This is a genomic window from Pseudomonas cavernicola (genome assembly GCF_003596405.1).
In the GTDB taxonomy this organism is placed as follows: Bacteria; Pseudomonadota; Gammaproteobacteria; order Pseudomonadales; family Pseudomonadaceae; genus Aquipseudomonas; species Aquipseudomonas cavernicola.
On the sequence record NZ_QYUR01000002.1, the window covers coordinates 827,156 to 852,002 of the forward strand.

Sequence of the window (24,847 nt, forward strand, 5' to 3'; positions counted from 1 at the left end):
ACCACGGCAACGGGCGCCCGCTAGCTTTTCGTTGGGCTGCATCGCGGTACTTAGAGCGGCATGCTATTTGACACATTAGAGTAATTGCTCTAAAAATCCAACGCACACTTCCCACGAAGCCCAAAACCGTCATCTCACCGGTTCCCGGGTTTCCCACGCTGGATCGCCGAGGAACCGCAGCATGGTCGCCGACATCGCTTACCTACAACATAGCCAACAACAGATCACCCAGCTGGATGACCTGTTCAGCCGCCAGCGCGCGGCTTTCCGCGCCAACCCGATGCCCGCGGCGGAGCAGCGCATGCAGTGGCTGAATGCCCTGCGTGAGCTGCTGCTCAGCGAGCAGGCGGCGTTGATCCAGGCGATTTCCCAGGACTTCAGCAACCGTGCTGCCGAGGAGACCTTGCTGGCGGAGATCATGCCCAGCGTGCAGGGCATCCATTACGCCCATAAGCGCATCAAGAAGTGGATGAAACCCTCGCGCCGCGCGGTCGGCCTGGCCTTCCAGCCGGCCAGTGCCAAGGTGGTGTACCAGCCGCTGGGCGTGGTCGGCGTCATCGTGCCGTGGAACTACCCGCTGTTTCTCGCCGTCGGCCCGCTGGTCGGTGCGCTTGCGGCCGGCAACCGGGTAATGATCAAGATGAGCGAGTCGACGCCGGCCACCTCACAATTGTTCAAAGACCTGCTGGCGCGGATCTTTCCGGAAGACCTGGTCGCCGTGGTCCTGGGTGAAGCGGAGGTCGGCATGGCCTTCTCCAAACTGCCCTTCGATCACCTGCTGTTCACCGGCGCCACCAGCATCGGCAAGCACGTGATGCGTGCCGCCGCGGAAAACCTGACCCCAGTCACCCTGGAGCTGGGCGGCAAATCGCCGGCGATCGTCTCGGCCGAAGTACCGCTGAGCGACGCCGCCGAACGCATCGCCTTCGGCAAAACCATGAACGCCGGGCAGACCTGCGTGGCGCCGGACTACGTGCTGGTACCGAAAGATCGCGTGGAAGGCTTTGTCGCCGCTTACCGCCAGGCGGTGCAGAGCTTCTACCCGACCCTTAAAGACAACCCGGACTACACCGCGATCATCAACGAGCGGCAGCTACAGCGCCTGCAGAGCTACCTGAGCGACGCCGAAAGCAAAGGCGCCAAGCTGATCCCCCTGTTCGCCGAAGGCCAGGGCCGACGTATGCCGCAGACCGTGCTGCTGAACGTGAGCGACGAGATGAAGATCATGCAGGACGAGATCTTCGGCCCGCTGCTGCCGATCGTGCCTTACGAGCGCATCGAGGAGGCCTTCGCCTACATCAACGACCGCCCACGGCCGCTGGCGCTCTACTACTTCGGCTACAACAAGGGCGAACAGCAACGCGTGCTGCACGAAACCCACGCCGGCGGTGTGTGCCTGAACGACACCTTGCTGCATGTGGCCCAGGACGATATGCCATTTGGCGGTGTCGGCCCGTCCGGTATGGGCCACTACCACGGCCACGAAGGCTTCCTGACCTTCAGCAAAGCCAAAGGTGTGTTTATCAAACAGCGTTTCAACGCCGCCAAGCTGATCTACCCCCCCTACGGCAAGGCGTTGCAGAAGCTGGTGTACAAGCTGTTCATCCGTTAAGTCGTCACCGACCCGAGGTGCATAACAACAATGACTGACACCACCTTCGACGCGCCGGGCCTGTCCCGGCGCGGCCTGCTCAAGATTGGCCTGTTCGGCACAGCCTTTCTCGCCACCGCCGGGGTCACCGCGACACTCAGCGGTTGCTCGGCCAGTGCTCCGGCCAGCGGCTTGACCGTCCTGCGGGCCTCCGACTTGCCGTTTCTGAAGGCTCTGATCCCGGTGATGCTCGAAGGCGCCGTCGCCCCGGAGCAGATGCCGCAGGCCATCGACGGCACGTTGCAAAGCCTCGACTACAGCCTCAATCGGCTGTCGCCAGAGATGCTCAAACTCACCGTGCAGCTGTTCGATGTACTCGCCCTGCCGATCACCCGCGGACCGCTGACCGGGATCTGGGGCAGTTGGGCTAACGCGTCTGGCGAAGACGTGCGCAACTTCCTCGGCCGCTGGCAGAACAGCTCCATCGGCCTGCTGAAGATGGGCCACAGCTCGCTACTGCAACTGGTGATGATGGCCTGGTACGGGCGCCCGGAGTCGTGGGCGCATTGCGGCTATCCAGGGCCGCCGACGGTCTGAGGCAACACCTGTAGGAGCGAGCTTGTGACCCACATGGATGTGGGGAATGCGGCAAACCGTAAGGAACGGCTACCGCCTCGCGATTTGCCCCCGTCGCGAGCAGAGCTCGCTCCTACAAAACACACCATAAGAATTAACTGAGAGCGCCTGCATGCCTGTACCCGATTTGTTCGCCGAAGGCCTCGCCCGCGGCTGGAAAACCCACAACGGTTCGCGCCTGGAGCATGACCTGACCCTGGAGGCCGACGTCGCCATCATCGGCACGGGCGCTGGCGGCGGAACCACCGCGGAAATCCTCAGCGCCGCCGGGTTCAAGGTGCTGCTGATCGAAGAGGGGCCGCTGAAGACCAGCAGCGACTTCAAGATGCAGGAGGCCGAGGCCTATCCCAGTCTGTATCAGGAAGGCATCGGGCGGATGAGTAAAGATGGCGCCATCACCATCCTGCAGGGCCGCGCAGTGGGCGGTACCACGCTGGTCAACTGGACCTCGAGTTTCCGCACCCCCGACCCGACCTTGGAGCACTGGGCCAAGGAACACGGCGTCAAAGGCCATAGTTCGGCGGAGATGGCTCCCTGGTTCGAGAAGATGGAGCAGCGGCTGGGTGTTGCGCCGTGGGCGCTGCCACCCAATGCCAACAACGATGTGATCCGCGCCGGCTGCGACAAGCTCGGTTACCCCTGGAAGGCTATCCCGCGTAACGTCCGCGGCTGCTGGAACCTCGGTTACTGCGGCCTGGGCTGCCCGACCAACGCCAAGCAATCGATGCTGGTCACCACCATTCCGGCGACGCTGGCGAAAGGCGGCGAGCTGCTCTATCTGGCACGTGCCGAGCGCCTGCTGCTCGACGGCGATCAGGTCAGCGGCATCGAATGCGTGGGCATGGACGAGCGCTGCGTGGCGCCGAACGGCCGCAAGATCAGGGTCAAGGCCAAGCATTACGTGCTGGCCGGCGGCGGCATCAACACCCCGGCGATCCTGCTGCGCTCTAAGGCACCGGACCCGCACCAGCGGGCCGGCAAGCGCACCTTCCTGCACTTGGTGAATTTCTCCGCCGCGCAGTTCGAACAGGTGATCAACCCGTTCTACGGCGCGCCGCAGTCGATCTACTCCGACCATTTCCAGTGGGACGACGGCAGCACCGGGCGCATGTCCTACAAACTGGAAGTACCGCCCTTGCATCCGGCGCTGACCGCCACCCTGCTCGGCCGCTTCGGCGTCGACAACGCTTTGCGCATGGAACAGCTACCGCACACCAACATGATGCTGGCGCTGTTGCGCGACGGCTTCCACCCGGACAGCGCCGAAGGCACGGTGGAACTGCGCGGCGACGGCAGCCCGGTACTCGACTACCGGATGACCGACTACACCTGGGACGGCGTGCGCCGCGCCTTCCACACCATGGCCGACATCCAGTTCGCTGCGGGGGCTAAAGCGGTATTGCCGATGCACGCCGACGCCGACTACGTGAAAACGCCCAAGGAAGTCCACGCACTGATCGACAATCTGAGCCTGGAGCTGTATCGCACCCGCCTCGGCAGCGCCCACGTGATGGGCGGCTGCGCCATGGGCGAAGACCCGCAACTGGCCGTTGCCGACAGCCTCGGTCGCCACCACCAACTTAGCAACCTGTCGATCCACGACGGCTCGCTGTTCCCCACCAGCATCGGCGCCAACCCACAGCTATCGGTTTATGGCCTGACCGCGCAACTGGCTACGCAGCTGGCCGAGCGCCTCGGCAAAGCGTAGGGCGGGTTAGCCGCCTAGTGGCGTAACCCGCCATCGGCACCCGAGGCGTAGCCTGCGCTGACATTGGTGGATTGCTTCGCTGAATCCACCCTACGCCTGACTGGAACCCGCCAGGGTGAAACCCAGCAGGCAGCCGAAGCTCGGCAAAACGGCTTTCCCTGCCGTTTTGTCGCTACGCTCTACCTGGCCTACGAGGCATACCCCAACCAAGATGCGCGCCTGCACCTCCTGGCTTGGCCGCGGGACCCTGCTGCGCTACCATCCGAATCCCCTACGGACTCCGCCAGGACGTCGCGATGAATCGAGTGTTGTACCCAGGTACCTTTGACCCTATCACCAAGGGCCATGGCGATCTCGTCGAGCGCGCTTCGCGCCTGTTCGATCAAGTGGTCATTGCTGTGGCTGCCAGTCCGAAGAAGAACCCGTTGTTTCCTCTGGAACAACGCGTAGAGCTGGCCCGCGAGGTCACCAAACATCTGCCGAACGTCGAAGTAGTGGGCTTCTCCACCCTACTCGCGCACTTCGCCAAGGAGCAGAACGCCAATGTCTTCCTGCGGGGCCTGCGCGCCGTCTCCGACTTCGAGTACGAGTTCCAACTGGCCAATATGAACCGGCAACTGGTGCCGGACGTGGAAAGCCTGTTCCTCACGCCGTCGGAGAAGTACTCGTTTATTTCCTCCACGCTGGTGCGTGAAATCGCAGCTTTAGGTGGCGATATCACCAAGTTCGTCCACCCGGTGGTGGCCGAAGCCCTGACCGAACGCTTCAAGCGCTAAGCCGCGTATGGATTAGCCGCACAGCGGCGTAATCCACCAACGATGCCGCCAGCCACCGCCACTCGCCGGTCTGATGCCCGGCTGGTGGGTTACGGCCTACGGCCTAACCCACCCTACAAACTAAGTCCGCCAGGCGGTAGGGCGCTCGCGTGCACTGCGGGCGCCGATGCGGCACAATTCACCGCATAGTTCCCCAATGTCGCGGCAACCGCCACGGCAGGAGTTGTCCCATGTCCCTGATCATTACCGACGACTGCATCAACTGCGACGTCTGCGAACCGGAGTGCCCGAACGGCGCCATCTCGCAGGGCGAAGAGATCTACGTCATCGACCCCAACCTGTGCACCGAATGCGTCGGCCACTACAACGAGCCGCAATGTCAGCAGGTCTGTCCGGTCGACTGTATCCCGCTCGACGAAGCTCATGTCGAAAGCAAAGACGAGCTGATGCAGAAATACCTGATTCTCACTGGAAAAGCCTGAACCCGTGGGCTGCCTGATCCGCGGCAGCTCGCCTGCTAGAGCGCTGTTCGGCGCCCTGCTGCTATTTTTTGTCCTGCTCGCCCAGGCCGCGCCAACCCCCAAGCAGGCTGTCATCGCCAGCGCCCATCCCGCCGCAACCGTAGCGGGTTTGGAAACCCTGGCTGCGGGTGGTAACGCCTTCGACGCCGCCGTGGCGGTCAGCGCCGCCCTCGCTGTGGTCGAGCCCTATGGTTCGGGCCTCGGCGGTGGCGGCTTCTTTCTATTGCGCGAGGCGGGCGAACAACCGACCTACCGCTTTCTCGACGCCCGCGAACGGGCACCGTTGGCCGCCCACTAAGATATGTACCGGCGTGGCGGCCAGGTGCAGCCAGCCTTGTCCCTGGAGGGCGGCCTGGCCGCAGCCATACCTGGATTGCCCGCAGCTCTGGTGGAGTTGGCTCAGCGCTTCGGGCGCTTACGTTTGATCGACTCCCTGGCTCCGGCGATCCGCCTGGCGCGCGACGGAGTGTCTATCGACCGCGTCTACCGCGAGCGCGCCACCTGGCGCCTGGCGGCCTTGCGCGACGATGCGGAAAGCGCGCGGATCTTCCTCGATAAGGGCGCCGTCCCCGAGCAATGGGGCCTGTTGCTTCAGCCGGAACTCGCCGACACCCTGGAGCGCCTGGCCCGCTACGGCAAGGCCGGCTTCTATGCCGGCGAAACGGCGCAGAAACTGGTCAGCGGAGTCAGGGCGGCCGGCGGGATCTGGAGCCTCGCCGACCTGGCGCAATATCGGGTGGTGGAGCGCGCGCCGTTGCGCTATCCGCTCGCCGAGGGGCGTGAGTTGATCAGCGCGCCGCCGCCCTCCGCCGGCGGCATCGCCCTGGCGCAAAGCCTGACCATGCTGCAACAGCTGCCCTGGCGTGAGGCCGACAAGCTGCAGCGCAGTCACTATGTGGTGGAAGTGCTACGTCGCGCCTATCGCGACCGCGGCCTGCTCGGTGACCCGGACTTTGTCGCCAACCCCATCGCCAAGTTGCTCGATAGTCGCTATCTGCAGCAACTGGCGCGCGGCATCGACCCGCTGAAAGCCACACCCAGCAGCAGTCTGCCGCCGGCTCCAACGTGGCGCGAAGGTGATCACACCACCCATTTCGCGGTGCTCGACAGCGCCGGCAACGCCGTTGCCGCCACCCTCTCGGTCAACCTACCGTTCGGCGCCGCCTTCACCGTGCCGGGCACCGGCGTGCTGCTCAACGATGAAATGGACGACTTCGCCGCCAATCCCCAAGGCGCCAATACCTACGGCCTAAGCGCTAGCCGGGCCAATGCCATCGCCGCCGGTAAACGCCCACTGTCGAGCATGAGCCCAAGCTTTATCGAGAGCCCTAGCCAGTTCACCGCGTTCGGCACGCCAGGCGGTAGCCGCATCCCCAGCATGGTGTTGCTGTCGATTCTCGAATACCTGGACGGCCGACCGGTGGCGAGCTGGCCGGCTGTACCGCGCTATCACCATCAATACCTGCCAGACCAGATCGAGTACGAGCCAGCGGCCTTCACCCCGGCAGAAATCACCGCGCTGCAAACCCGTGGCTATCAGCTCAAAGCCGTAGAGCGCAGTTACGGGAATCAGCAGGTACTGTTGTGGAACAAGGACAGCGCGAGCGTCGAGGCCGCCAGCGATCCACGCGGGATTGGCCGGGCCATACTCTTCACGCCAGATGCAGAGACAAAAAAGCCGGTCGATTGACCGGCTTTTCAGCGTGACTACTTGATCAGTCCCTTTTGTAGCCGCTGGTGGTGCATCCCAGGCAGCGCACAAACGCCTCCTTGCCTGGCACTGCCACCAGCTCTTGCGCGGCCTCACCGACATTGCCACCCAGCGCCGTGAACGGCAGGCTGACGACAAAGGCCACTACGCCAATCGCCGTAGCGCCAATCAGCAATGGGCGGGCAATCAGCAAATCACCGATCATCGAATAGGCCGGCGGGGCGTCGGCGGTGTACAGCGGATCACCACTGGCATTCTGCTGATAGACCATTTCCGCCTGTGCCGGCAGCGCCAGTAGGCCAGTGGTCAGCGCCAAGACAACAGCGGTTGAGCGAAACAGGTTCATGAGTGCGATCCTTCAGCTATTCAGGGTGCGATGGCACTAACTATAACAGTGCTCCGGCGATTGTCAGCGTGACGGCCGTCAATCGCCGCAGAACGCGTATCGCGGCTTTTTCGGTAGAAAAGGCCAATAGAAGGCCAAGATCGCCTTGAGGTCGGCGTGTTCATCGCCACTTGACCGGCACAGCAGGCCGATAACTTCAGCGTTGGCAGCGCGGGCAATAGACGCTGGCGCGCTGGCCCAGACGAATCTCGCGCAAGGTGCTGCCGCAGGTTTTGCAGAACTCACCGCCGCGCCCATACACGAACAACTCCTGCTGAAAGTAACCCGGCTGACCATCGCCGCCGACGAAATCCCGCAGGGTGGTACCGCCGCGTTCGATGGCGTGGGCGAGGATACGTTTGATCTCCTGCGCCAACTTCAGATAACGCGCCCGCGAGATCGAGCCGGCTTCGCGACGCGGGTCGATACCGGCGGCGAACAACGCCTCGCTGGCGTAGATATTGCCAACCCCGACCACTACCGCGTTATCCATGATGAACGGCTTGACCGCCATGCTTTTGCCGCGCGACAGCTGATATAGCCGTTCGCCGTCAAACAACTCGGTCAACGGCTCAGGCCCCAGGCGCAGCAGCAACTCGTGGTTGAGCGGATCGGCACTCCAGAGCAGCGCACCAAAGCGCCGCGGGTCGGTGTAACGCAGCGCCAGCCCGGACTCCAGCACGATATCCACATGCTCGTGCTTGGCCACCGGTGTATCGGCAGGCACTAGGCGCAAACTGCCGGACATGCCGAGGTGGCTGATCAACGTCCCCGCCTCGGCCTTGATCAGCAGGTACTTGGCGCGCCGCTCGACACACTCGATGCGCTGCCCGGACAGGCGCACGTCGAGGTCTTCGGGGATTGGCCAACGTAGGCGGCGCTCACGCACGATCACCCGGCTGACGCGCTGGCCTTCGAGATAGGGCGCGATCCCGCGGCGGGTGGTTTCGACTTCGGGTAATTCAGGCATAAAAGGCGGGCACGGCAACGGCAGAGTGAGAGCAGACAACCACCTTAGCAGGAAAGGCCAAGGCCGACGAGGCGCTGCCGTCGCTGGCTTAGAAGCCGCCCGCAACGAGCCTCTAGGAGCCAGCTCTGCAGGCGATCAGCGACATCGGCGTTGACCGCAATCGCGAGCAGAGCTCGCTCCTACGGAAAGCATTGCGCATGACGAGACCTCGAGAGCGCCCTTTAGCGGGTGCCGAGTTCGCGGAGGCTTTCCTTGAGATTTTCGAAGTCGTATTCGGACAGCCCGACATACTCCAGCACCAGTTGCTCGATGCTCTGCCACTCATGGTCATCCGCCTGGTTGCCCAGTACCCGATGGCTCTCGCAAATATGCTCGGCCATCTTCAGGATCGCCAGCAGCGTCTTCAGCTGCGCATCGCGGCCGGAGTCGTCGGTGAAAATCGACAAGGCGTTGTGATGGTTGGCAATTGCCTCGCACAGGTGCAACGGCAGGTTCCACGACTTGGCGGTGAAGTAGCCGACCACCGCGTGGTTGGTATTCAGCAGGCGGTTCTCGGTGTCGACGATACGCCGCTCGAGACTGGCGCTGGCATAAGCCTCCTCCAGCACCGTCATATAGTCGGGAAAGCGCTTGAGCATCAGCGGGATGCCGCAGTTGTGGAACAGGCCGAGGGTATAGGCCTCATCCGCAGCCTGGTAGCCGATGCGCTTGGCCAGGCTCAGGCAGGTCATCGCCACATCCTGGGCGGTGTCCCAGAAACGGTTGAGGGTGACGATGGCCTCGTCGGTCATCTCGCCCTTGATCGACTGCGCGTTGATCAGGTTGATCACGGTGTTGCAGCCGAGCAGGTTGACCGCCTGCTGGATCGAGGCGATGCGGTTGGACAGCCCAAAAAACGGCGAATTGACGATTTTCAGCAACGCCCCGGACAAGCCAGGGTCCTGGCTAATCAGCTTGGCGATGGTCTTCAGGTCGGGATTGGGCATGACCTGCTCCATCTGCAGGTCGACCATAATCTGCGGCTGCGGTGGCACACTGATGCCCTGCAAGACCTTTTGAATCTGTTCGGCGGATAACTCGTGAGCCATGGCGGCGATAACTGTTGGTAGCTGAAAACCGCCACAGTCTAGCCAAATGCCAGCATTTCCACAGTAACTCGCTGCAACCTAGCGGGTTGTCGCCTGGGCTATAATCCCGCTCTTTTTCCGGAGAGCGACCCCATGTCCCTGCCCAGCCTGCGCCTCAAAGCCAATGCCGATCGCCGCCTGCGCGCCGGACACTTGTGGGTCTACAGCAACGAAGTCGATGTCGTCGCCACCCCGCTGAACGGTTTCAATGCCGGCGACCAGGCCATCCTCGAAGCGGCCGGCGGCAAACCGCTGGGCATCGTCGCGCTGAGCCCGAACAACCTGATCTGCGCCCGCCTGATCTCCCGCGATACCAAGCATGTGCTGGACAAATCCCTGCTGGTGCACCGGATCAATGTCGCGCTGTCGCTGCGCGAGCGGCTGTTCGACAAGCCTTACTACCGTCTGGTCTATGGCGATTCCGACCTGCTGCCGGGCCTGGTGGTCGACCGTTTCGGCGATATCGTCGTGGTCCAGTTGGCCTCCGCCACCATGGAGCGGCATAAGGACGACGTGCTCGCCGCGCTGATCCAGGTGCTCAAACCCAGCGGCGTGCTGTGGAAGAACGACTCCGCCGCCCGTGATGCCGAAGGCCTGAGCCGCTACGTCGACACGGCGTTCGGCACGGTGCCGGAGTGGGTAGCCCTGGAAGAGAACGGCGTGAAGTTCGAAGCGCCGGTCATGGAAGGCCAGAAAACCGGCTGGTTCTACGACCACCGGATGAACCGCGCGCGACTGGCGCCCTACGTCAAAGGCAAGCGCGTGCTCGACCTGTTCAGCTACATCGGCGGCTGGGGCGTGCAGGCGGCGGCGTTTGGCGCCAGCGAAGTGATGTGCGTAGACGCCTCCGGTTTTGCCCTTGACGGTGTCGAGCGCAATGCCACGCTAAACGGCCTGTCCGAGCGCGTGGCTTGCGTGGAAGGCGATGTCTTCGAAGCCCTGAAGGAACTGAAAGCCGCCGAAGAGCGCTTCGACGTGATCGTCGCCGATCCGCCAGCCTTCATTAAGCGCAAGAAGGATCTGAAAAACGGTGAGGCCGCCTACCGTCGCCTCAACGAACAAGCCATGCGCCTGCTGAACAAGGACGGCATCCTGGTCAGCGCCTCCTGCTCCATGCACCTGCCGGAAGACGACCTGCAGAACATCCTGCTCAGCAGCGCCCGCCACCTGGATCGCAATATCCAGCTGCTCGAACGTGGCGGCCAAGGCCCGGATCACCCGGTACACCCGGCTATCGTCGAGACCCGCTACATCAAGAGCCTGACCTGCCGCTTGCTGCCAGTCTGAGTTGACTGTGTAGGGTGGGTTAGCCGCTCCGCGGCGTACCCCACCACCGGTGCCGCGAACCAATCCGTCTGGTGGGTTACGGCCTACGGCCTAACCCACCCTACCCCGCGCCCGACCATCAGCCTTTCCACGGTCCGAGCGCCAAGAGTAGAATCCAGGCATCCCTCGCCACTCATCCCCGGCGGGCATGTGAGCCCAGGCCCAGCATGCGGTGATCCCGCTACGCCTCCCGGCCTTGATCCGAACACACAGCGACTACTGTTTGCATCCGATCCAAGCGACGCTCACCATACGTACATAACCGCTACCTGATTAGCTGCAGGAACTACCATGCCTGACTATCGCTCGAAAACCTCCACCCACGGCCGCAACATGGCCGGCGCCCGCGCCCTGTGGCGTGCCACCGGGATGAAGGACGAGGACTTCAAGAAGCCGATCATCGCCATCGCCAACTCCTTCACCCAGTTCGTGCCCGGCCATGTGCACCTGAAGGACCTCGGTCAGTTGGTCGCCCGCGAGATCGAGCGGGCCGGCGGCGTCGCCAAAGAATTCAACACCATCGCCGTGGATGACGGCATCGCCATGGGCCACGACGGCATGCTCTATTCGCTGCCGAGCCGCGAGATCATCGCCGACTCCGTCGAATACATGGCCAACGCCCACTGCGCCGACGCCATCGTCTGCATTTCCAACTGCGACAAGATCACCCCCGGCATGCTGATGGCCTCCTTGCGCCTGAATATCCCGGTGATCTTCGTCTCCGGCGGGCCGATGGAAGCCGGCAAGACCAAACTGGCCAGCCACGGCCTGGATCTGGTCGACGCCATGGTGATCGCCGCTGACGACAGCGCCTCCGACGAGAAAGTCGCCGAGTACGAGCGCAGCGCCTGCCCGACCTGTGGCTCCTGCTCCGGCATGTTCACCGCCAACTCGATGAACTGCCTGACCGAAGCCCTCGGCCTGGCCCTGCCGGGCAACGGCTCGACCCTGGCCACCCACAGCGACCGCGAACAGTTGTTCCTGCAAGCCGGGCGCACCATCGTCGAATTGTGCAAACGCTATTACCAGGACGGCGACGAGTCGGCCCTGCCACGCAATATCGCCAGCTTCAAGGCGTTCGAGAACGCCATGACCCTGGATATCGCCATGGGCGGTTCGACCAACACCATCCTGCATCTGCTGGCCGCCGCCCAGGAGGCCGAGATCGACTTCGACCTGCGCGACATCGATCGCCTGTCGCGCGAAGTGCCGCAGCTGTGCAAGGTCGCGCCGAACATCCAGAAGTACCACATGGAAGACGTGCACCGCGCCGGCGGCGTCTTCAGCATCCTCGGCGAACTGGCCCGTGGCGGCCTGCTGCACACCGAGCTGCCGACCGTGCACAGCCAGACCATGGCCGACGCCATCGCCAAGTGGGACATCACCCAGACCGACGATGAAGCCGTGCACACCTTCTTCAAGGCCGGCCCGGCGGGCATTCCGACCCAGACCGCATTCAGCCAGTCGACCCGTTGGGAAACACTCGACGACGACCGCGCCGAAGGCTGCATCCGCAGCGTCGAGCACGCCTACTCGCAAGAAGGCGGCCTGGCTGTGCTCTACGGCAACATCGCCCGCGACGGCTGCGTGGTGAAGACCGCCGGTGTCGACGAATCGATCTACGTCTTCGAAGGCAACGCAAAAATCTTCGAGAGCCAGGACAGCGCCGTACGCGGCATCCTCGCCGACGAAGTGAAAGCCGGCGACATCGTGATCATCCGTTACGAAGGCCCGAAAGGCGGTCCGGGCATGCAGGAAATGCTCTATCCCACCAGCTACCTGAAATCCAAGGGCCTGGGCAAAGCCTGCGCACTGCTCACCGACGGGCGTTTCTCCGGCGGTACCTCGGGCCTGTCCATCGGCCACGCCTCGCCGGAAGCGGCAGCGGGTGGTGCCATCGGTCTGGTGCGTGAAGGCGATAAAATCCTGATCGACATTCACAACCGCTCGATCAACCTGCTGGTCAGCGACGAAGAGCTGGCTCACCGCCGTCACGAACAGGACAAGAAAGGCTGGAAACCGGTGGAAAAACGCCCACGCAAGGTGACCACCGCACTGAAGGCCTACGCCCTGCTCGCCACCAGCGCCGACAAGGGTGCGGTACGCGACAAGGCGATGCTCGACAAACTGACGCCGTAAGCACCCAGCAATGCAAAAGCCCGGCACCACGCCGGGTTTTTGCTTTCTACCGTTTACGAAAAAAGGCGAGAGGGCAATCAGCGCATGAAGACCCGCATGAAAGTCGGCCTGATCTCCGACACTCACGGCCTGCTGCGCCCCGAGGCACTGGCGGCGTTGGAAGGCTGCGACCACATCCTCCATGCCGGCGATATCGGCAAGCCGGAAATCCTCGACAGCCTGCGCGCGCTGGCACCGCTGACGGTGGTGCGCGGCAATAACGATCAAGGCGAGTGGGCGCACAGCCTGCCGGAGCACCTCAGGCTGAATCTGGCGGGCGTCTCGCTCTATCTGCTGCACGACCTGGCCGAGCTGACACTCGATCCCGCCGCCGAAGGCATTCGTGTGGTCATCAGCGGCCACTCCCACAAACCCAAACGGGAAGAGCGCAACGGCGTGCTCTACCTCAACCCCGGCAGCGCCGGGCCTCGGCGCTTCAAGCTACCGATCTCCGTCGGTCTGCTGCATGTGGATGACCAAGGTGTGCGCGGCGAGCTGATAGCCCTCACCCCGTAACCGGATGCAATCCAGGATGGTTCCCAAGCGAACAGCCCAGGATTAGCTTTCCCTCGTTATTCCCGCGTAGGCGGAAATCCAGTGTCTATTACATCCCCGAACCTGTAGGAGCGAGCTTGCTCGCGATGTTTTCTGCCATGCCCGATCGCGAGCAAGCTCGCTCCTACAAGGGTGAGGTACATGTATGCACCTCATGAAACCCAGCAGATACCCGCGTCCCACGCTCAACCTCTTAGCGCCGCTCCCACACCTCAAAGGCATAACCCGGTGTTTCTGCCGTTGCTGCATGCTCGATGCTCGAAGCCATGCGCCAGTCGCTGTCCGCATATTCCGGGAACCAGGCGTCACCCTCCGGGCTCAGCGCGACGCGGGTCAGGTACAGCCGGTCGGCCTGCCGCAACCCTTGCTCATACAACTGCGCACCACCGATCAGCATCAACTCTTCGGCATCCTCAGCACGCGCCCAGGCTTCGGCACGGATCAGCGCCGCCTCCAACGACGGGAAGACTTCGGCGCCTTCCAGCCGCAAACCCGGCTGACGGCTGACCACCAGATTGAGGCGGCCCGGCAACGGCCGGCCGAGGGAATCCCAGGTCTTGCGGCCCATGATGATCGGCTTGCCGAGGGTCAGCGCCTTGAAGTGCTTGAGATCCACCGGCAAATGCCAGGGCAGTTGATTGTCGCGGCCGATCACGCGGTTGTCGGCGATGGCGGCGATGAGACAGAGGGGGAGTGTTTTTTTCATAGCGGCGAGGATAACGGCTCCGGGGACCGGAAAGAAAGCAAACGGATGATGGGCTCGCCCTGAGCGGTTATCCTCTGGGCACAGCCTAAGCACGAGCCGCCGCGTGACTGAGTCGAACCGCCCCGCCCACTCTCTTTCCTCCCTTGAGCGCCTCTGGCTTACGGAAGCCGTGCGTCTACGTGAAGAACACGCCGGCCCGTTGGAAGATCGCGAAGCGAACCGCCTCGCCCAGGCCGCGGGCGGCGATCTGGTTAGCCGTATCGAGAGCCGCGCGCTGTGGCTGGCGCAACGCGATGGCTTGTTCGGTGCATTGCAGCATTGGCGCCAAGGTGCGCAGCTAGCGCTGATTGTCCTGCTGAGCCTGGCGCTACTGAGCGGCGCCGGCCTGGCGCTCGCCGCACTGGGCGACGGCCAACGGCCGGTCAATGTGTTCTGGGCGCTGGGCAGCCTGCTCGGCCTGCACCTGCTGATGCTGCTCGGCTGGGCCTTGGGCCTGGCGTTTGCCGGGGACAGCGCCGGTTCGCTGGGCAGGCTCTGGCTGTGGCTAAGTGAAAAACTCGCGCGTGACGCCCAAGCGGCGCAGCTCGCACCGGCGCTGCTGCTCTTGCTGCAACGCCAGCGACTCAGCCGTTGGGCCCTGGGCCTGCTGGTGCATGGCCTCTGGCTAGTGGTGCTGCTGGCTGCTTTGCTCAGCCTGCTGGCCCTTTTGGCCACTCGCCGATATGGCTTTGTCTGGGAGACCACCATCCTCAGCGGCGAGACCTTCGTCGCGCTGACCCAAGCGCTCGGCGCACTCCCCGCGCTACTGGGGTTTGCCTTGCCGGATGCCGAACTGATCCGCGCCAGCGGCGATAGTGCGTTGGCAGTCGAGAGCGCCCGGCAAGCCTGGGCTGCCTGGCTGGTCGGCGTACTGCTGGCCTACGGCGTGCTGCCGCGCGGGCTCCTCGCGCTGCTCTGCCTGTGGCGCTGGCGACGGGGGCGCGCGGCTCTCGCGCTGGATCTGAATCTGCCTGGCTACAGCTTGCTGCGCGACCGCCTCCTGCCCAGTAGCGAACGCTTGGGCGTTTGCGATGAGGCGCCGCAACACCTGGCCGAACCCCAGGCCGGTGCTGCGGCAAGCAATAGCGCAGGTGCGCTGCTGGTGGCGATCGAACTGGACGACCGCCGTCCCTGGCCGCCGGCACTACCGAAAGGCCTCGCCAATGCCGGCGTGATCGACAGCCGTGAACAGCGCCAGCGCCTGCTCGAGCAACTGACGCGATTTCCACCGGCCCGCCTGGCCATCGCCTGCGACCCGCAGCGCTCGCCGGATCGCGGCACCCTGACATTGCTCTCCGAACTGGCCCGCTGCGCTGGCGCCACCCGGATCTGGCTGCTGCAAGCACAACCCGGCGAAGCACTGGATAGCGAACGCCTGGGCGACTGGCAACAGGCCTTGGCGAAACTGGGCTTGAGCTATGCCAACAGCGCGCCGCTGAGCTGGCTGGAGACAGGCCATGATTGACGCTCACATAGCGTCAATCTGCTGCGCTGATTGCGCTCGACAAGGAAGCCACTCATGAGCAAGCCGCTGAAACTGGCAGTCGTCGGCCACACCAACGTCGGCAAGACCTCGCTGCTGCGCACCCTGACCCGCGACGTCGACTTTGGTGAAGTGTCGCATCGGCCGAGCACCACCCGGCATGTCGAGGGTGCTCGGTTGTCGGTGAATGGCGAGGCGTTGCTGGAGCTGTATGACACGCCCGGTCTGGAAGACGCCATCGCCCTGCTCGACTATCTAGAACGGCTGGATCGCCCCGGTGAGCGCCTCGACGGCCCGGCGCGATTGACGCGCTTCCTCGAGAGTAGCGAAGCGCGCCAGCGCTTCGAGCAGGAGGCCAAGGTGTTGCGCCAATTATTGGCATCGGATGCCGGCCTGTATGTGATCGACGCCCGCGAGCCAGTGTTGGCCAAGTACCGCGACGAACTGGCGGTGTTGGCCAGTTGCGGCAAACCGCTACTGCCGGTGCTGAACTTCGTCACCAGCGCCCAGCAACGCGAGCCCGACTGGCGTGCCGCCTTGGCCCGTCTCGGCCTGCACGCGCTAGTGCGCTTCGACACGGTTGCGCCGCCGCTGGACGGCGAACGGCGGCTCTACGACAGCCTGGCGTTGCTGCTGGAAAAGTCCCGCCCGCAGCTGGAGCGCTTGATCCTCGACCATGAAGCGCAGGCGCGCGCGCGCCAGCACAGCGGTGCACGGCTGATCGCCGAATTGCTGCTGGATAGCGCCGCCTGCCGCCGTAGCGTGGCCGCCCAGCCGACCCTGGAACAGGGCGCGATCCGCGAGTTGCGTGAAGCGATCCGCCAACGTGAGCAACGCTGCGTGGCAGCCTTGCTGCGCCTGTATGCCTTCCGCCCGGGGGATGCCGCCGCTGCGGACCTGCCGCTGCTCGACGGGCGCTGGGGCGACGACCTGTTCAACCCGGAAACCCTCAAGCAGCTCGGTGTGCGTGTCGGCAGCGGCATTGCCGCAGGCGCCGCAGCTGGCGCCGGTATCGACTTGCTGGTCGGCGGTCTGACCCTGGGCGTGGCCGCCGTCGCTGGCGCCATCGCTGGCGGCGCGCTGCAGACCGCGCGCAGCTACGGCGGGCGCCTGCTCGGCAAGCTCAAGGGCCAGCGCGAGTTGACCGTGGACGATGCGGTGCTGCGGCTCCTGGCTCTGCGCCAACGGCAGTTGCTGCAAGCGTTGCAGGCGCGCGGGCATGCGGCCGTGGAGACGCTGCGCGTGGCCACGCCGGAGGATAACGCCTGGCGCACCGGCAAGTTGCCACAGCCCCTGCTCAAGGCCCGCGCTCACCCCGAGTGGTCGGCGCTCAGCCCCGCGCCCCAGCTGGAGCAAGCGGAGCGGCAAGCCCAGTTGCAACGGTTGAGCGAGCAACTGGCCGCCGGATAAAGCCTGCCGGCTAGCCTAATAAACGCTGCAGCTGCTCATAAAACGGCTGCAGCGGCCTCAACGCACCCTCATCGCTCGCCGCGATATCGATCTTGTACGGGTTGGAAACCTCGAACTGCGCATGCCACTGCGAGCAGCGCGACACGATCACCGCCTCGTCGATCCCAGGGAACTGATCGGCCGTCAGGTCGACGATCAAGTCGCCCTGCTGAATCCAGGCATGGGAAGGAATCCCCTCGCGGCTGCCATGCAAATACTCGAAGCGGCCGAAGCCCTTTTCTTCAAGATAACTGCCGATCAGCTCGGAGGTACTGCCACAGCTGGCATGCGGGAAGTTCTTCAAGGACGCATGCCGAGCCGCGGGCTCCACACTGAAAATTGCCGCGCGCAGCTGCTCGGCGATTTTCTGAATCGCCACCAAGGGCATATCGGCGCCGGTCAAACCGCTACCGGCGCTTTGATATGCGGGTGGGCGTGATAGCCGACCAGCTCGAAGTCGTCGAACTTGAAGGCGAACAGATCCTTCACCGCCGGGTTGAGCTTCATGGTCGGCAACGGCAGCGGCTCGCGCGACAGTTGCAGGTCAGTCTGCTCGATATGGTTGGCATACAGGTGGCAGTCGCCGCCAGTCCAGATGAACTCACCCGGCTCGAGGTCGCAGACCTGCGCCACCATCAGCGTCAGCAGCGCGTAGCTGGCAATATTGAACGGCACACCGAGGAAGATGTCCGCCGAACGCTGATACAGCTGGCAGCTGAGCTTGCCGTCGGCGACGTAGAACTGGAACAGCGCATGGCACGGCGGCAGAGCCATCTGCTCGACCAGCGCCGGGTTCCAGGCGGAAACGATCAGCCGGCGCGAGTCCGGGTTCTTCTTGATCATCTCGATCAGCTTGCTGATCTGGTCGATCGACCCACCGTTCGGTGCCGGCCAGTTGCGCCACTGGTAGCCGTACACCGGGCCAAGGTTACCGTTTTCGTCGGCCCACTCGTCCCAGATGCGTACACCGTGGTCCTGCAGGTACTTGATATTGGTGTCGCCCTGAAGGAACCACAGCAGCTCATGGATGATGGATTTCAGGTGACATTTCTTGGTGGTCACCAGCGGAAAGCCATCGGCCAGATTGAAGCGCATCTGATGGGCGAACAGGCTGTAGGTGCCGGTGCCGGTGCGGTCGGGCTTGAAGGTGCCGGTCTCGCGCACCAGGCGCATCAGCTCGAGGTACTGTTTCATTGCGCGGCTCCCTTAGTAATGGGTGGTGCAGTGGAGGGACGGCGATAAGCCCAGATCAGCAGGCCGATACCCCCGAGAATCATCGGCACACAGAGCACCTGCCCCATGGTCAGCCAGCCAAAGGCCAGGTAGCCCAACTGGGCATCCGGCACGCGGACGAACTCGACGATAAAGCGGAACAAGCCGTAGAACAGCGCGAACACGCCGGAGACCGCCATGGTCGGCCGTGGTTTACGCGAAAACGCCCAGAGCACCAGGAACAGCGCCACGCCTTCGAGGGCGAATTGGTAGAGCTGCGACGGATGGCGCGGCAGTTGTGCCGGGTCGGTCGGGAAGATCATCGCCCACGGCAGATCGGTGGCCTTGCCCCACAGCTCGGCATTGATGAAGTTGCCGATGCGCCCGGCACCCAGCCCAATCGGCACCAGCGGCGCGATAAAGTCCATCAGCTCGAAGAAGCTCTTGCCGTTGCGCTTACCGAACCACCACGTCGCCAGCATGACGCCGATAAAACCGCCGTGGAACGACATGCCGCCCTTCCAGACTTCGAAGATCAGTAGCGGATTGGCTACATAGGCCTGTAAGTCGTAGAACAACACATAACCCAGCCGCCCACCGAGGATCACCCCCATCGCCACCCAGAACACCATGTCGGAGAGTTTCTCCTTGCTCCAGGTCGGGTCGAAGCGCTGCAAGCGGTACGAGGCCAACAGCCAGGCACCGCCGATGCCGATCAGGTACATCAAGCCGTACCAGTGGATTTTCAGCGGGCCGATGGCCAGCGCCACCGGGTCGATTTGCGGGTAAGCCAGCATGTGGACTCCTTAGAGCCTTTTCACGGTCTTGCGAGCTAAGGTCAGGCAAGGCGAAATCGGGCGAAATGTAGCGAAGCGGAGCAACAGCCAAAGGCTGGCCCGCAGGGTGAGCGAAGCGAGTCAAAAGCGCAGTTTACACGTAGTAAACGAGCATTTTTAGCCCGATTTCAGCACAGCATGGCTGACGCGCAGCAGATCATGAGCAGGCTCTTAAACCAAGAAACTCGTGCCCACGCAGAACAGCAGCAGGGCGAACAAACGTTTAAGCAAACGCGGCGACAGTTTATGTGCCAGGCGCGCGCCAAAGCGGGCGAAAAACATGCTGGTGATGGCAATCCCGGCCATCGCCGGCAGGTAGACGAAGCCCAGACTCCACGACGGCAGCAGTGGATCGTGCCAGCCCAGCAGCATAAAACTCAGCGTACTGGCCGCGGCAATTGGCAAGCCACAGGCGGAAGAGGTTGCCACCGCCTGCTGCATCGGCACACTGCGCCAGCTCAGGAACGGCACGGTCAACGAGCCGCCGCCGATGCCGAAAATCGCCGAGGCCCAACCGATTACGGTGCCGGCAGCACTCAAACCGAGCCTGCCTGGGACACCACGACTGGCTTGCGGTTTCAGCTCCAGGGCCATCTGCAGCGCAATAGTGATCGCGAACACGCCGATGATCTTCTGCAGCAGCGGCCCGGTGATCGCCGTCGCCGTCAGCGCACCGAAACCGGCACCGAACAGAGTCCCGAGGGTCATCCAGCCGAAGATCGGCCAGCGCACCGCGCCCTTGCGCTGATGCTCCAACACCGCATTGATCGAGGTGAAGATAATGGTCGCCAGCGAGGTACCGACCGCCAGGTGGGTGAGGATCGACGCATCGAAGCCTTGAGCGGTAAAACTGAACACCAGCACCGGGACAATGATGATGCCCCCGCCCACGCCGAACAGCCCGGCGAGCACGCCAGCACCAGCCCCCAGTAGCAAATAGAGTAGAAGTTCCATCTATACCCCCGAAAAACAAAGCGGCATGGTAACGGATGCGCCCCCACCCCTTCACCTGCGACGATGGATGCCAGGGCCGGCTTCTCGTACAGTGGGGATCGTCTAAGAGTTTGTCGGACTTAGAGCTGCCCTACTGTGAAAGCCTGGATACTGGCCCGGCAACCCCAAGGAGCCTTTATGTGTTTGATCGTATTTGCCTGGCGCCCCGGACATGCCCGGCCTCTGGTGGTCGCGGCCAACCGTGACGAATTCTATGCCCGCCCGAGTTTGCCGCTCGGCGCCTGGGCGGATGCCCCGGGGGTGATCGCCGGGCGCGATCTCGAGGCCGGCGGCACCTGGCTGGGCGTCGGCCCGCAAGGCCGTTTCGCCGCGCTGACCAATATCCGCAATCCAGGTCAAGCACAGGGCGGGCGCTCGCGAGGTGAACTGGTCGCGCAGTTTCTTCGTGGCCAGCAAACGCCAGAGGCCTATTTAGCCGCGATCGCCGAACGGGCGAGCGAGTATGCCGGGTTTAATCTGCTGGTCGGTAACAGCCACGAACTCTGGCACCTCAACTCCCGGGAAGGCGCACCACTGCGCCTGGGCAGCGGCCTCTACGGGCTGTCCAATGCCGGCCTTGATACGCCCTGGCCGAAGGTGCAACGCGCTAAAGCGGCGCTCGCCGAATGCCTCGATACGCCACAAGCGTCGGCACTGCTGGGGCTCCTGGCCGATCCGCAACAGGCACCGGAAGCCGCACTACCGGAAACCGGTGTCGGTTTGGCCACCGAACGGTTGCTGTCGAGCATTTTTATCGTCAGCCCCAACTACGGCACACGCGCCAGCAGCGTGCTGATCGTCCAGGCCGATGGCCGGCGGCAACTGGTCGAGCGGAGTTTCGGGCCGTATGGCGCGCACTTGGGCGAGGTCAGCCTTGAGTGCTAGCAGGTTGTTCGCCAAGACCATCCAGGGCAAACAGCGGCGCCGCGATCGTCGGATCGTCAGCATCGGCCACCAGCAGCAAACGGCCATCGGCCTGGAAGGCTAGCCCTTCGATCTTCACCCGTGGCTCCAATCGAGCCAGTTGCACGATGTTGAAGTCCTGATCGAAACGCCCGAGTGCACTGCCGACGCAGGCCCCGTCCAGATAGCTGGAGTCGGTGGCTTCCGCAGCGGCGCTGAAGTACAGACGCCCGGCGGGATCCACGCTGAGATCGGTCAGGCTCAATGGCACGCCGTCCAACTCCGGCAACTGCAACGGCAGGATGCGCACCAAGGCGGCCGCACTTAACTGGCCGCTGTCGAGGTCGTCCAGGGCTTGTTGCAGATCGAGAAACACCAGGGCATTTTCCCCGCCCACCCCATTGCCGCGCTGCGCCAACAACAATTGCCCGTCGTGCACCACGGCGCCTTCCAGATTCAATTCCTGGAAATGCTCGGCGAGCTTCAGGTACAGCGGGCTGAGGTCGATGACGCGAACGGCTCCGGTTCGGATCAAACAACCGCGACGGCGCCGCTTGGTCGAACCAGAACCGAGCGCCAGCAAGGCGCCATCGGGCAATAGCAGCAACGCCTCGAAATCCGCTTTGAGTTTTTTGCGCAGCTTGGCGCCCTCCGGCAACTCGCCGGGTAGCAGCGCCCGCTCAGCCAGCCAGTCACCCGTCAGGCTATAGTGCTGCAGGCACAACGCATCGTCGGCCACCAGCCAGAGGCTCTGCCCCTGACAGACCAGCGCGCTGGCCGCCGACAGGCGCAGATTGGCCAGCAAGCACAGCGACAACGGCTGAGCCGATGGCTCCAGCAAAACCGATTGTTCCATCAAAACAGTACGCCGCTTAGGCCTGAATCGCCGACGCGGGATTGAGCACTCGGCTCAGGCCAAGATTGCGTAAGGCCAGGTGCAGGGTGCTGTGGGTGACCTGCGGATTGTCGATAGCCATCAGCTGCGCCAGTAGTTCCTTGGCTTTGCTCAGGCTGATCTGCCGCAACAACCATTTCACCTTGGGTAGGTTGGTGGCGTTCATCGACAGGCTGTCAAAACCCATGGCCATCAGCAGCACCGCCGCCGACGGGTCACCCGCCATCTCACCACAGATGCTCACGGGCTTGCCTTCGGCATGAGCACCATCGACCACCATCCGCAGCGCTTGCAGCACCGCCGGGTGGAGGAAGTCATAGAGATCGGCCACCCGCGGGTTGTTGCGGTCGACGGCAAGCAAGTACTGGGTCAGGTCATTCGAACCGACCGAAAGGAAATCGACCTGCCGCGCCAGTTCGCGAACCTGATAGACCGCCGCGGGAATTTCGATCATCACCCCCACCGGTGGCAGCAGCACGTCGGCGCCTTCGTCGCGCACCTCGCCCCAGGCGCGGTGGATCAGGTGCAGCGCCTCCTCCAACTCGCGGGTGCCGGAGATCATCGGCAGCAGGATGCGCAGATTATCCAGCCCCTCGCTGGCTTTGAGCATCGCGCGGGTCTGCACCAGGAAGATTTCCGGGTGGTCGAGGGTGACGCGAATGCCGCGCCAACCGAGGAACGGGTTGTCTTCCTTGATCGGGAAATACGACAGTGCCTTGTCGCCGCCGATATCCAGGCTGCGCATGGTCACCGGCAGCGGATGGAAAGCCGCCAACTGCTCGCGATAGATCGCCAGCTGCTCTTTCTCGCTGGGGAAGCGGTCCTTGATCATGAACGGCACTTCGGTGCGATACAGCCCCACGCCCTCGGCACCCCGCTCCTGGGCCCGCACCACGTCGGCGAGCAGGCCGGTGTTCACCCACAACGGCATGCGGTGGCCATCCAGGGTTTCGCACGGCAGCGCACGCAGTGCACTCAAGCCCTGAGTCAGTTGGCGCTCTTCCTCAACCACCTCGGCATATTGCTTTCGCAGCACTTCGCTGGGGTTGGTGAAGACTTCGCCGTGGTAACCATCGACGATCAGCTGGATGCCATCGATTTTCGAATACGGCAGGTCGACCGCGCCCATGACCGTGGGAATACCCATGGCACGGGCGAAAATCGCCACATGCGAGTTACCCGAGCCGAGCACCGAGACCAGGCCGACCAGCTTGCCTGCCGGTACTTCGCCAAGCATTGCCGGCGACAGCTCCTCGCTGACCAGAATGGTGTTATCCGGGTAGACCAGGCTCTGCTGCCGCTCTTGTTGCAGATAGGCCAACAACCGGCGACCGAGGTCCTTTACATCCGAGGCGCGTTCGCGCAGGTAAGCATCGTCCATCAATTCAAAGCGGTTGACGTGCTCACCGACCACTTGGCGCAATGCGCCCTGCGCCCACTGACCGGTCTTGATCACCGTGGTCACTTCGCTACCCAGGGCGGCGTCGTCGAGCATCATCAGGTAGACGTCGAACAGTGCGCGCTCTTCCGGGCGCAGTTGCGTCGCCAACTTGGCCGACAACGCCCGCATGTCCTCGCGCACCCTCTCCAACGCCTGGTTGAACAGCTGCAGCTCGGCGGCGATATCATCGACGGCCTTGTCCGGCACCACTTCCAGATCGGCCGGCGGCAACACAACTACCGCAGTACCCACGGCCGCACCTGGCGAACCCGCCACCCCGATGAACTTGGCTTCCTGGATACCCTTGCCCTGCTTGCCCAGGCCACGGATCGAACCGGTGGCCTCGGCGTGCGCGATCACCCCGGCCAGTTGCGCGCTCATGGTGACCAGGAAGGCTTCCTCGCCCTCGTCGAACTGGCGGCGCTCCTTTTGCTGGATCACCAGTACACCCACCACTCGCCGGTGGTGGATGATCGGCGCGCCGAGGAAGGAGGCGTAGCGTTCCTCGCCGGTTTCGGCGAAGTAGCGGAAGCGCGGGTGGCTGGCCGCGTCTTCCAGGTTGAGCGGCTCCTCGCGGGTACCGACCAGGCCGACCAAGCCTTCGCTCGGCGCCATGCTGACCTTGCCGATCGAGCGCTTGTTCAAACCCTCGGTGGCCATCAGCACGAAGCGATTGGTTTCCGTGTCGAGCAGGTAAACCGAGCAGACCTGACTGCCCATGGCCTCTTTAACCCGCTGCACAATGATCGTCAGCGCCGCCTTGAGATCCTTGGCGGAGTTTACTTCCTGGACGATTTTGCGCAGCGTGTTGAGCATGGCTCGGGGTCGAACTCCGTAGTCAGTCGCGCGCCAACAGGCGCGGCGCTAATTCCTTGAGCGCGCGGCGGTAAACCTCGCGCTTGAATGTCACCACTTGTCCCAGCGGGTACCAGTAACTGACCCACTTCCAGCCATCGAATTCCGGCTTGCTGGTCAGATCCATGCGCACCCGCTCTTCGGCGGACTTCAGGCGCAGAAGAAACCACTTCTGTTTCTGCCCAATGCACAACGGCTGACTGTGGGTACGTACTAAACGTTGCGGCAGACGATAACGCAACCAGCCACGCGTGCAGGCAAGAATCTGCACATCGTGCTGTTCCAGGCCGACTTCTTCGTTCAATTCGCGATACAGCGCCTCTTCCGGCGACTCGTGATCATTGATCCCGCCTTGCGGAAACTGCCAGGCATCCTGATTTATACGACGCGCCCACAGCACTTGACCGACATCATTGGTCAGAATGATGCCGACATTCGGGCGAAAACCATCAGAATCGATCACGGCACACAACCTCGCAAACGCTTGTTTCGGCATTCTTTCACAAAGGTCGTGACAGCAGCAACGCGACTGCCCGCCTTATGGGCAGGCT

22 protein-coding genes and 1 pseudogene are annotated in these 24,847 nt (G+C 63.4%); 12 read left to right on the forward strand and 11 right to left on the reverse strand.

All coding sequences use genetic code 11. The features are described 5' to 3' along the window. The first annotated feature begins 181 nt into the window (after positions 1-181). From D3879_RS04205 to ggt, 6 genes and pseudogenes are all read left to right on the forward strand, one after another. A complete protein-coding gene (locus D3879_RS04205) occupies positions 182-1,612 on the forward strand; it encodes a coniferyl aldehyde dehydrogenase (RefSeq protein WP_119952825.1) in 1,431 nt (476 codons plus the stop codon). 30 nt (positions 1,613-1,642) lie between these two features. After that, entirely contained in the window at positions 1,643-2,188 is a 546-nt protein-coding gene (locus D3879_RS04210; RefSeq protein WP_119952826.1) for a twin-arginine translocation pathway signal protein, read from the forward strand. 151 nt (positions 2,189-2,339) lie between these two features. After that, entirely contained in the window at positions 2,340-3,935 is a 1,596-nt protein-coding gene (locus tag D3879_RS04215; protein WP_119952827.1) for a GMC family oxidoreductase, read from the forward strand. A 296-nt stretch (positions 3,936-4,231) separates the two neighbouring features. Continuing rightward, positions 4,232-4,711 (forward strand): pantetheine-phosphate adenylyltransferase, encoded by a 480-nt coding sequence (coaD, locus tag D3879_RS04220; RefSeq protein ID WP_119952828.1) that lies wholly within the window; start codon positions 4,232-4,234, stop codon positions 4,709-4,711. 230 nt (positions 4,712-4,941) lie between these two features. Beyond that, the gene (locus D3879_RS04225; RefSeq protein WP_119952829.1) at positions 4,942-5,193 is read left to right on the forward strand and encodes a YfhL family 4Fe-4S dicluster ferredoxin; all 252 of its coding nucleotides are present in this window, start codon (positions 4,942-4,944) and stop codon (positions 5,191-5,193) included. Positions 5,194-5,206: 13 nt separating this feature from the next. Next, positions 5,207-6,922 (forward strand): annotated as a pseudogene (gene ggt / locus D3879_RS04230) (gamma-glutamyltransferase). Between the two features lie 25 nt (positions 6,923-6,947). Here ggt and D3879_RS04235 read toward each other — a convergent pair. From D3879_RS04235 to D3879_RS04250, 3 genes are all read right to left on the reverse strand, one after another. Next, positions 6,948-7,289 (reverse strand): multidrug transporter, encoded by a 342-nt coding sequence (locus D3879_RS04235; RefSeq protein WP_119952830.1) that lies wholly within the window; start codon positions 7,287-7,289, stop codon positions 6,948-6,950. A 196-nt stretch (positions 7,290-7,485) separates the two neighbouring features. Further along, a complete protein-coding gene (gene mutM / locus D3879_RS04245) occupies positions 7,486-8,298 on the reverse strand; it encodes a bifunctional DNA-formamidopyrimidine glycosylase/DNA-(apurinic or apyrimidinic site) lyase (protein WP_119952831.1) in 813 nt (270 codons plus the stop codon). A gap of 221 nt (positions 8,299-8,519) precedes the next feature. Beyond that, a complete protein-coding gene (locus D3879_RS04250; RefSeq protein ID WP_177412414.1) occupies positions 8,520-9,332 on the reverse strand; it encodes an HDOD domain-containing protein in 813 nt (270 codons plus the stop codon). 186 nt (positions 9,333-9,518) lie between these two features. Here D3879_RS04250 and D3879_RS04255 point away from each other — a divergent pair, with 186 nt between their 5' ends. From D3879_RS04255 to D3879_RS04265, 3 genes are all read left to right on the forward strand, one after another. Beyond that, positions 9,519-10,712, forward strand: coding sequence for a class I SAM-dependent rRNA methyltransferase (locus D3879_RS04255; RefSeq protein WP_119952833.1), 1,194 nt, complete (start codon positions 9,519-9,521; stop codon positions 10,710-10,712). A 330-nt stretch (positions 10,713-11,042) separates the two neighbouring features. Then, positions 11,043-12,890: a dihydroxy-acid dehydratase gene (gene ilvD, locus D3879_RS04260; RefSeq protein ID WP_119952834.1), complete on the forward strand. Its 1,848-nt coding sequence runs from the start codon at positions 11,043-11,045 to the stop codon at positions 12,888-12,890. 96 nt (positions 12,891-12,986) lie between these two features. After that, positions 12,987-13,445 (forward strand): metallophosphoesterase family protein, encoded by a 459-nt coding sequence (locus D3879_RS04265; protein WP_119952835.1) that lies wholly within the window; start codon positions 12,987-12,989, stop codon positions 13,443-13,445. Positions 13,446-13,677: 232 nt separating this feature from the next. Here the strand turns inward: D3879_RS04265 and D3879_RS04270 are convergent, their stop codons facing one another. Then, positions 13,678-14,190 carry a dihydrofolate reductase gene (locus D3879_RS04270; RefSeq protein ID WP_177412368.1) on the reverse strand — a complete coding sequence of 171 codons (513 nt, stop codon included), beginning with the start codon at positions 14,188-14,190 and terminating at the stop codon, positions 13,678-13,680. A gap of 103 nt (positions 14,191-14,293) precedes the next feature. Here D3879_RS04270 and D3879_RS04275 point away from each other — a divergent pair, with 103 nt between their 5' ends. After that, entirely contained in the window at positions 14,294-15,694 is a 1,401-nt protein-coding gene (locus D3879_RS04275) for a DUF2868 domain-containing protein (RefSeq protein WP_119952836.1), read from the forward strand. A gap of 54 nt (positions 15,695-15,748) precedes the next feature. After that, the gene (locus tag D3879_RS04280) at positions 15,749-17,122 is read left to right on the forward strand and encodes a DUF3482 domain-containing protein (protein WP_119952837.1); all 1,374 of its coding nucleotides are present in this window, start codon (positions 15,749-15,751) and stop codon (positions 17,120-17,122) included. Positions 17,123-17,132: 10 nt separating this feature from the next. Here D3879_RS04280 and D3879_RS04285 read toward each other — a convergent pair whose 3' ends face one another. The 4 genes from D3879_RS04285 to D3879_RS04300 all read right to left on the reverse strand — a co-directional run bounded on the left by D3879_RS04285 (position 17,133) and on the right by D3879_RS04300 (position 20,163). Beyond that, entirely contained in the window at positions 17,133-17,564 is a 432-nt protein-coding gene (locus tag D3879_RS04285) for a hypothetical protein (RefSeq protein WP_119952838.1), read from the reverse strand. Then, entirely contained in the window at positions 17,561-18,355 is a 795-nt protein-coding gene (locus tag D3879_RS04290; protein WP_119952839.1) for a thymidylate synthase, read from the reverse strand. The genes D3879_RS04285 and D3879_RS04290 overlap by 4 nt, the downstream gene beginning before the upstream one ends. Beyond that, entirely contained in the window at positions 18,352-19,170 is an 819-nt protein-coding gene (gene lgt, locus D3879_RS04295; RefSeq protein ID WP_119952840.1) for a prolipoprotein diacylglyceryl transferase, read from the reverse strand. The genes D3879_RS04290 and lgt overlap by 4 nt, the downstream gene beginning before the upstream one ends. A gap of 210 nt (positions 19,171-19,380) precedes the next feature. Next, a complete protein-coding gene (locus tag D3879_RS04300; protein ID WP_119952841.1) occupies positions 19,381-20,163 on the reverse strand; it encodes a sulfite exporter TauE/SafE family protein in 783 nt (260 codons plus the stop codon). Positions 20,164-20,340: 177 nt separating this feature from the next. Between D3879_RS04300 and D3879_RS04305 the strand changes: the two genes are divergently transcribed. Beyond that, positions 20,341-21,087 carry an NRDE family protein gene (locus D3879_RS04305; RefSeq protein ID WP_119952842.1) on the forward strand — a complete coding sequence of 249 codons (747 nt, stop codon included), beginning with the start codon at positions 20,341-20,343 and terminating at the stop codon, positions 21,085-21,087. Here the strand turns inward: D3879_RS04305 and D3879_RS04310 are convergent. From D3879_RS04310 to D3879_RS04320, 3 genes are read right to left on the reverse strand one after another with little or no spacing between them, the layout of a single operon-like run. Then, positions 21,071-21,961: a DUF6929 family protein gene (locus tag D3879_RS04310; protein ID WP_119952843.1), complete on the reverse strand. Its 891-nt coding sequence runs from the start codon at positions 21,959-21,961 to the stop codon at positions 21,071-21,073. The genes D3879_RS04305 and D3879_RS04310 overlap by 17 nt on opposite strands. A gap of 16 nt (positions 21,962-21,977) precedes the next feature. Next, complete coding sequence (gene ptsP / locus D3879_RS04315; protein WP_119952844.1) at positions 21,978-24,257, reverse strand: phosphoenolpyruvate--protein phosphotransferase; 2,280 nt, start codon at positions 24,255-24,257, stop codon at positions 21,978-21,980. Positions 24,258-24,279: 22 nt separating this feature from the next. Next, positions 24,280-24,759, reverse strand: coding sequence for an RNA pyrophosphohydrolase (locus tag D3879_RS04320; protein WP_119952845.1), 480 nt, complete (start codon positions 24,757-24,759; stop codon positions 24,280-24,282). Between the last annotated feature and the right edge of the window lie 88 nt (positions 24,760-24,847).

Coding starts and splice junctions, on each gene's coding strand:
- D3879_RS04210 (WP_119952826.1), top strand. CDS start 1,643: ATGACTGACACCACCTTCGACGCGCCGGGCCTGTCCCGGCGCGGCCTG.
- D3879_RS04280 (WP_119952837.1), top strand. CDS start 15,749: ATGAGCAAGCCGCTGAAACTGGCAGTCGTCGGCCACACCAACGTCGGC.
- ilvD (WP_119952834.1), top strand. CDS start 11,043: ATGCCTGACTATCGCTCGAAAACCTCCACCCACGGCCGCAACATGGCC.
- D3879_RS04270 (WP_177412368.1), bottom strand. CDS start 14,190: ATGAAAAAAACACTCCCCCTCTGTCTCATCGCCGCCATCGCCGACAAC.
- D3879_RS04310 (WP_119952843.1), bottom strand. CDS start 21,961: ATGGAACAATCGGTTTTGCTGGAGCCATCGGCTCAGCCGTTGTCGCTG.
- lgt (WP_119952840.1), bottom strand. CDS start 19,170: ATGCTGGCTTACCCGCAAATCGACCCGGTGGCGCTGGCCATCGGCCCG.
- mutM (WP_119952831.1), bottom strand. CDS start 8,298: ATGCCTGAATTACCCGAAGTCGAAACCACCCGCCGCGGGATCGCGCCC.
- coaD (WP_119952828.1), top strand. CDS start 4,232: ATGAATCGAGTGTTGTACCCAGGTACCTTTGACCCTATCACCAAGGGC.
- D3879_RS04225 (WP_119952829.1), top strand. CDS start 4,942: ATGTCCCTGATCATTACCGACGACTGCATCAACTGCGACGTCTGCGAA.
- D3879_RS04235 (WP_119952830.1), bottom strand. CDS start 7,289: ATGAACCTGTTTCGCTCAACCGCTGTTGTCTTGGCGCTGACCACTGGC.
- ptsP (WP_119952844.1), bottom strand. CDS start 24,257: ATGCTCAACACGCTGCGCAAAATCGTCCAGGAAGTAAACTCCGCCAAG.
- D3879_RS04205 (WP_119952825.1), top strand. CDS start 182: ATGGTCGCCGACATCGCTTACCTACAACATAGCCAACAACAGATCACC.
- D3879_RS04305 (WP_119952842.1), top strand. CDS start 20,341: ATGTGTTTGATCGTATTTGCCTGGCGCCCCGGACATGCCCGGCCTCTG.
- D3879_RS04215 (WP_119952827.1), top strand. CDS start 2,340: ATGCCTGTACCCGATTTGTTCGCCGAAGGCCTCGCCCGCGGCTGGAAA.
- D3879_RS04290 (WP_119952839.1), bottom strand. CDS start 18,355: ATGAAACAGTACCTCGAGCTGATGCGCCTGGTGCGCGAGACCGGCACC.
- D3879_RS04300 (WP_119952841.1), bottom strand. CDS start 20,163: ATGGAACTTCTACTCTATTTGCTACTGGGGGCTGGTGCTGGCGTGCTC.
- D3879_RS04255 (WP_119952833.1), top strand. CDS start 9,519: ATGTCCCTGCCCAGCCTGCGCCTCAAAGCCAATGCCGATCGCCGCCTG.
- D3879_RS04265 (WP_119952835.1), top strand. CDS start 12,987: ATGAAAGTCGGCCTGATCTCCGACACTCACGGCCTGCTGCGCCCCGAG.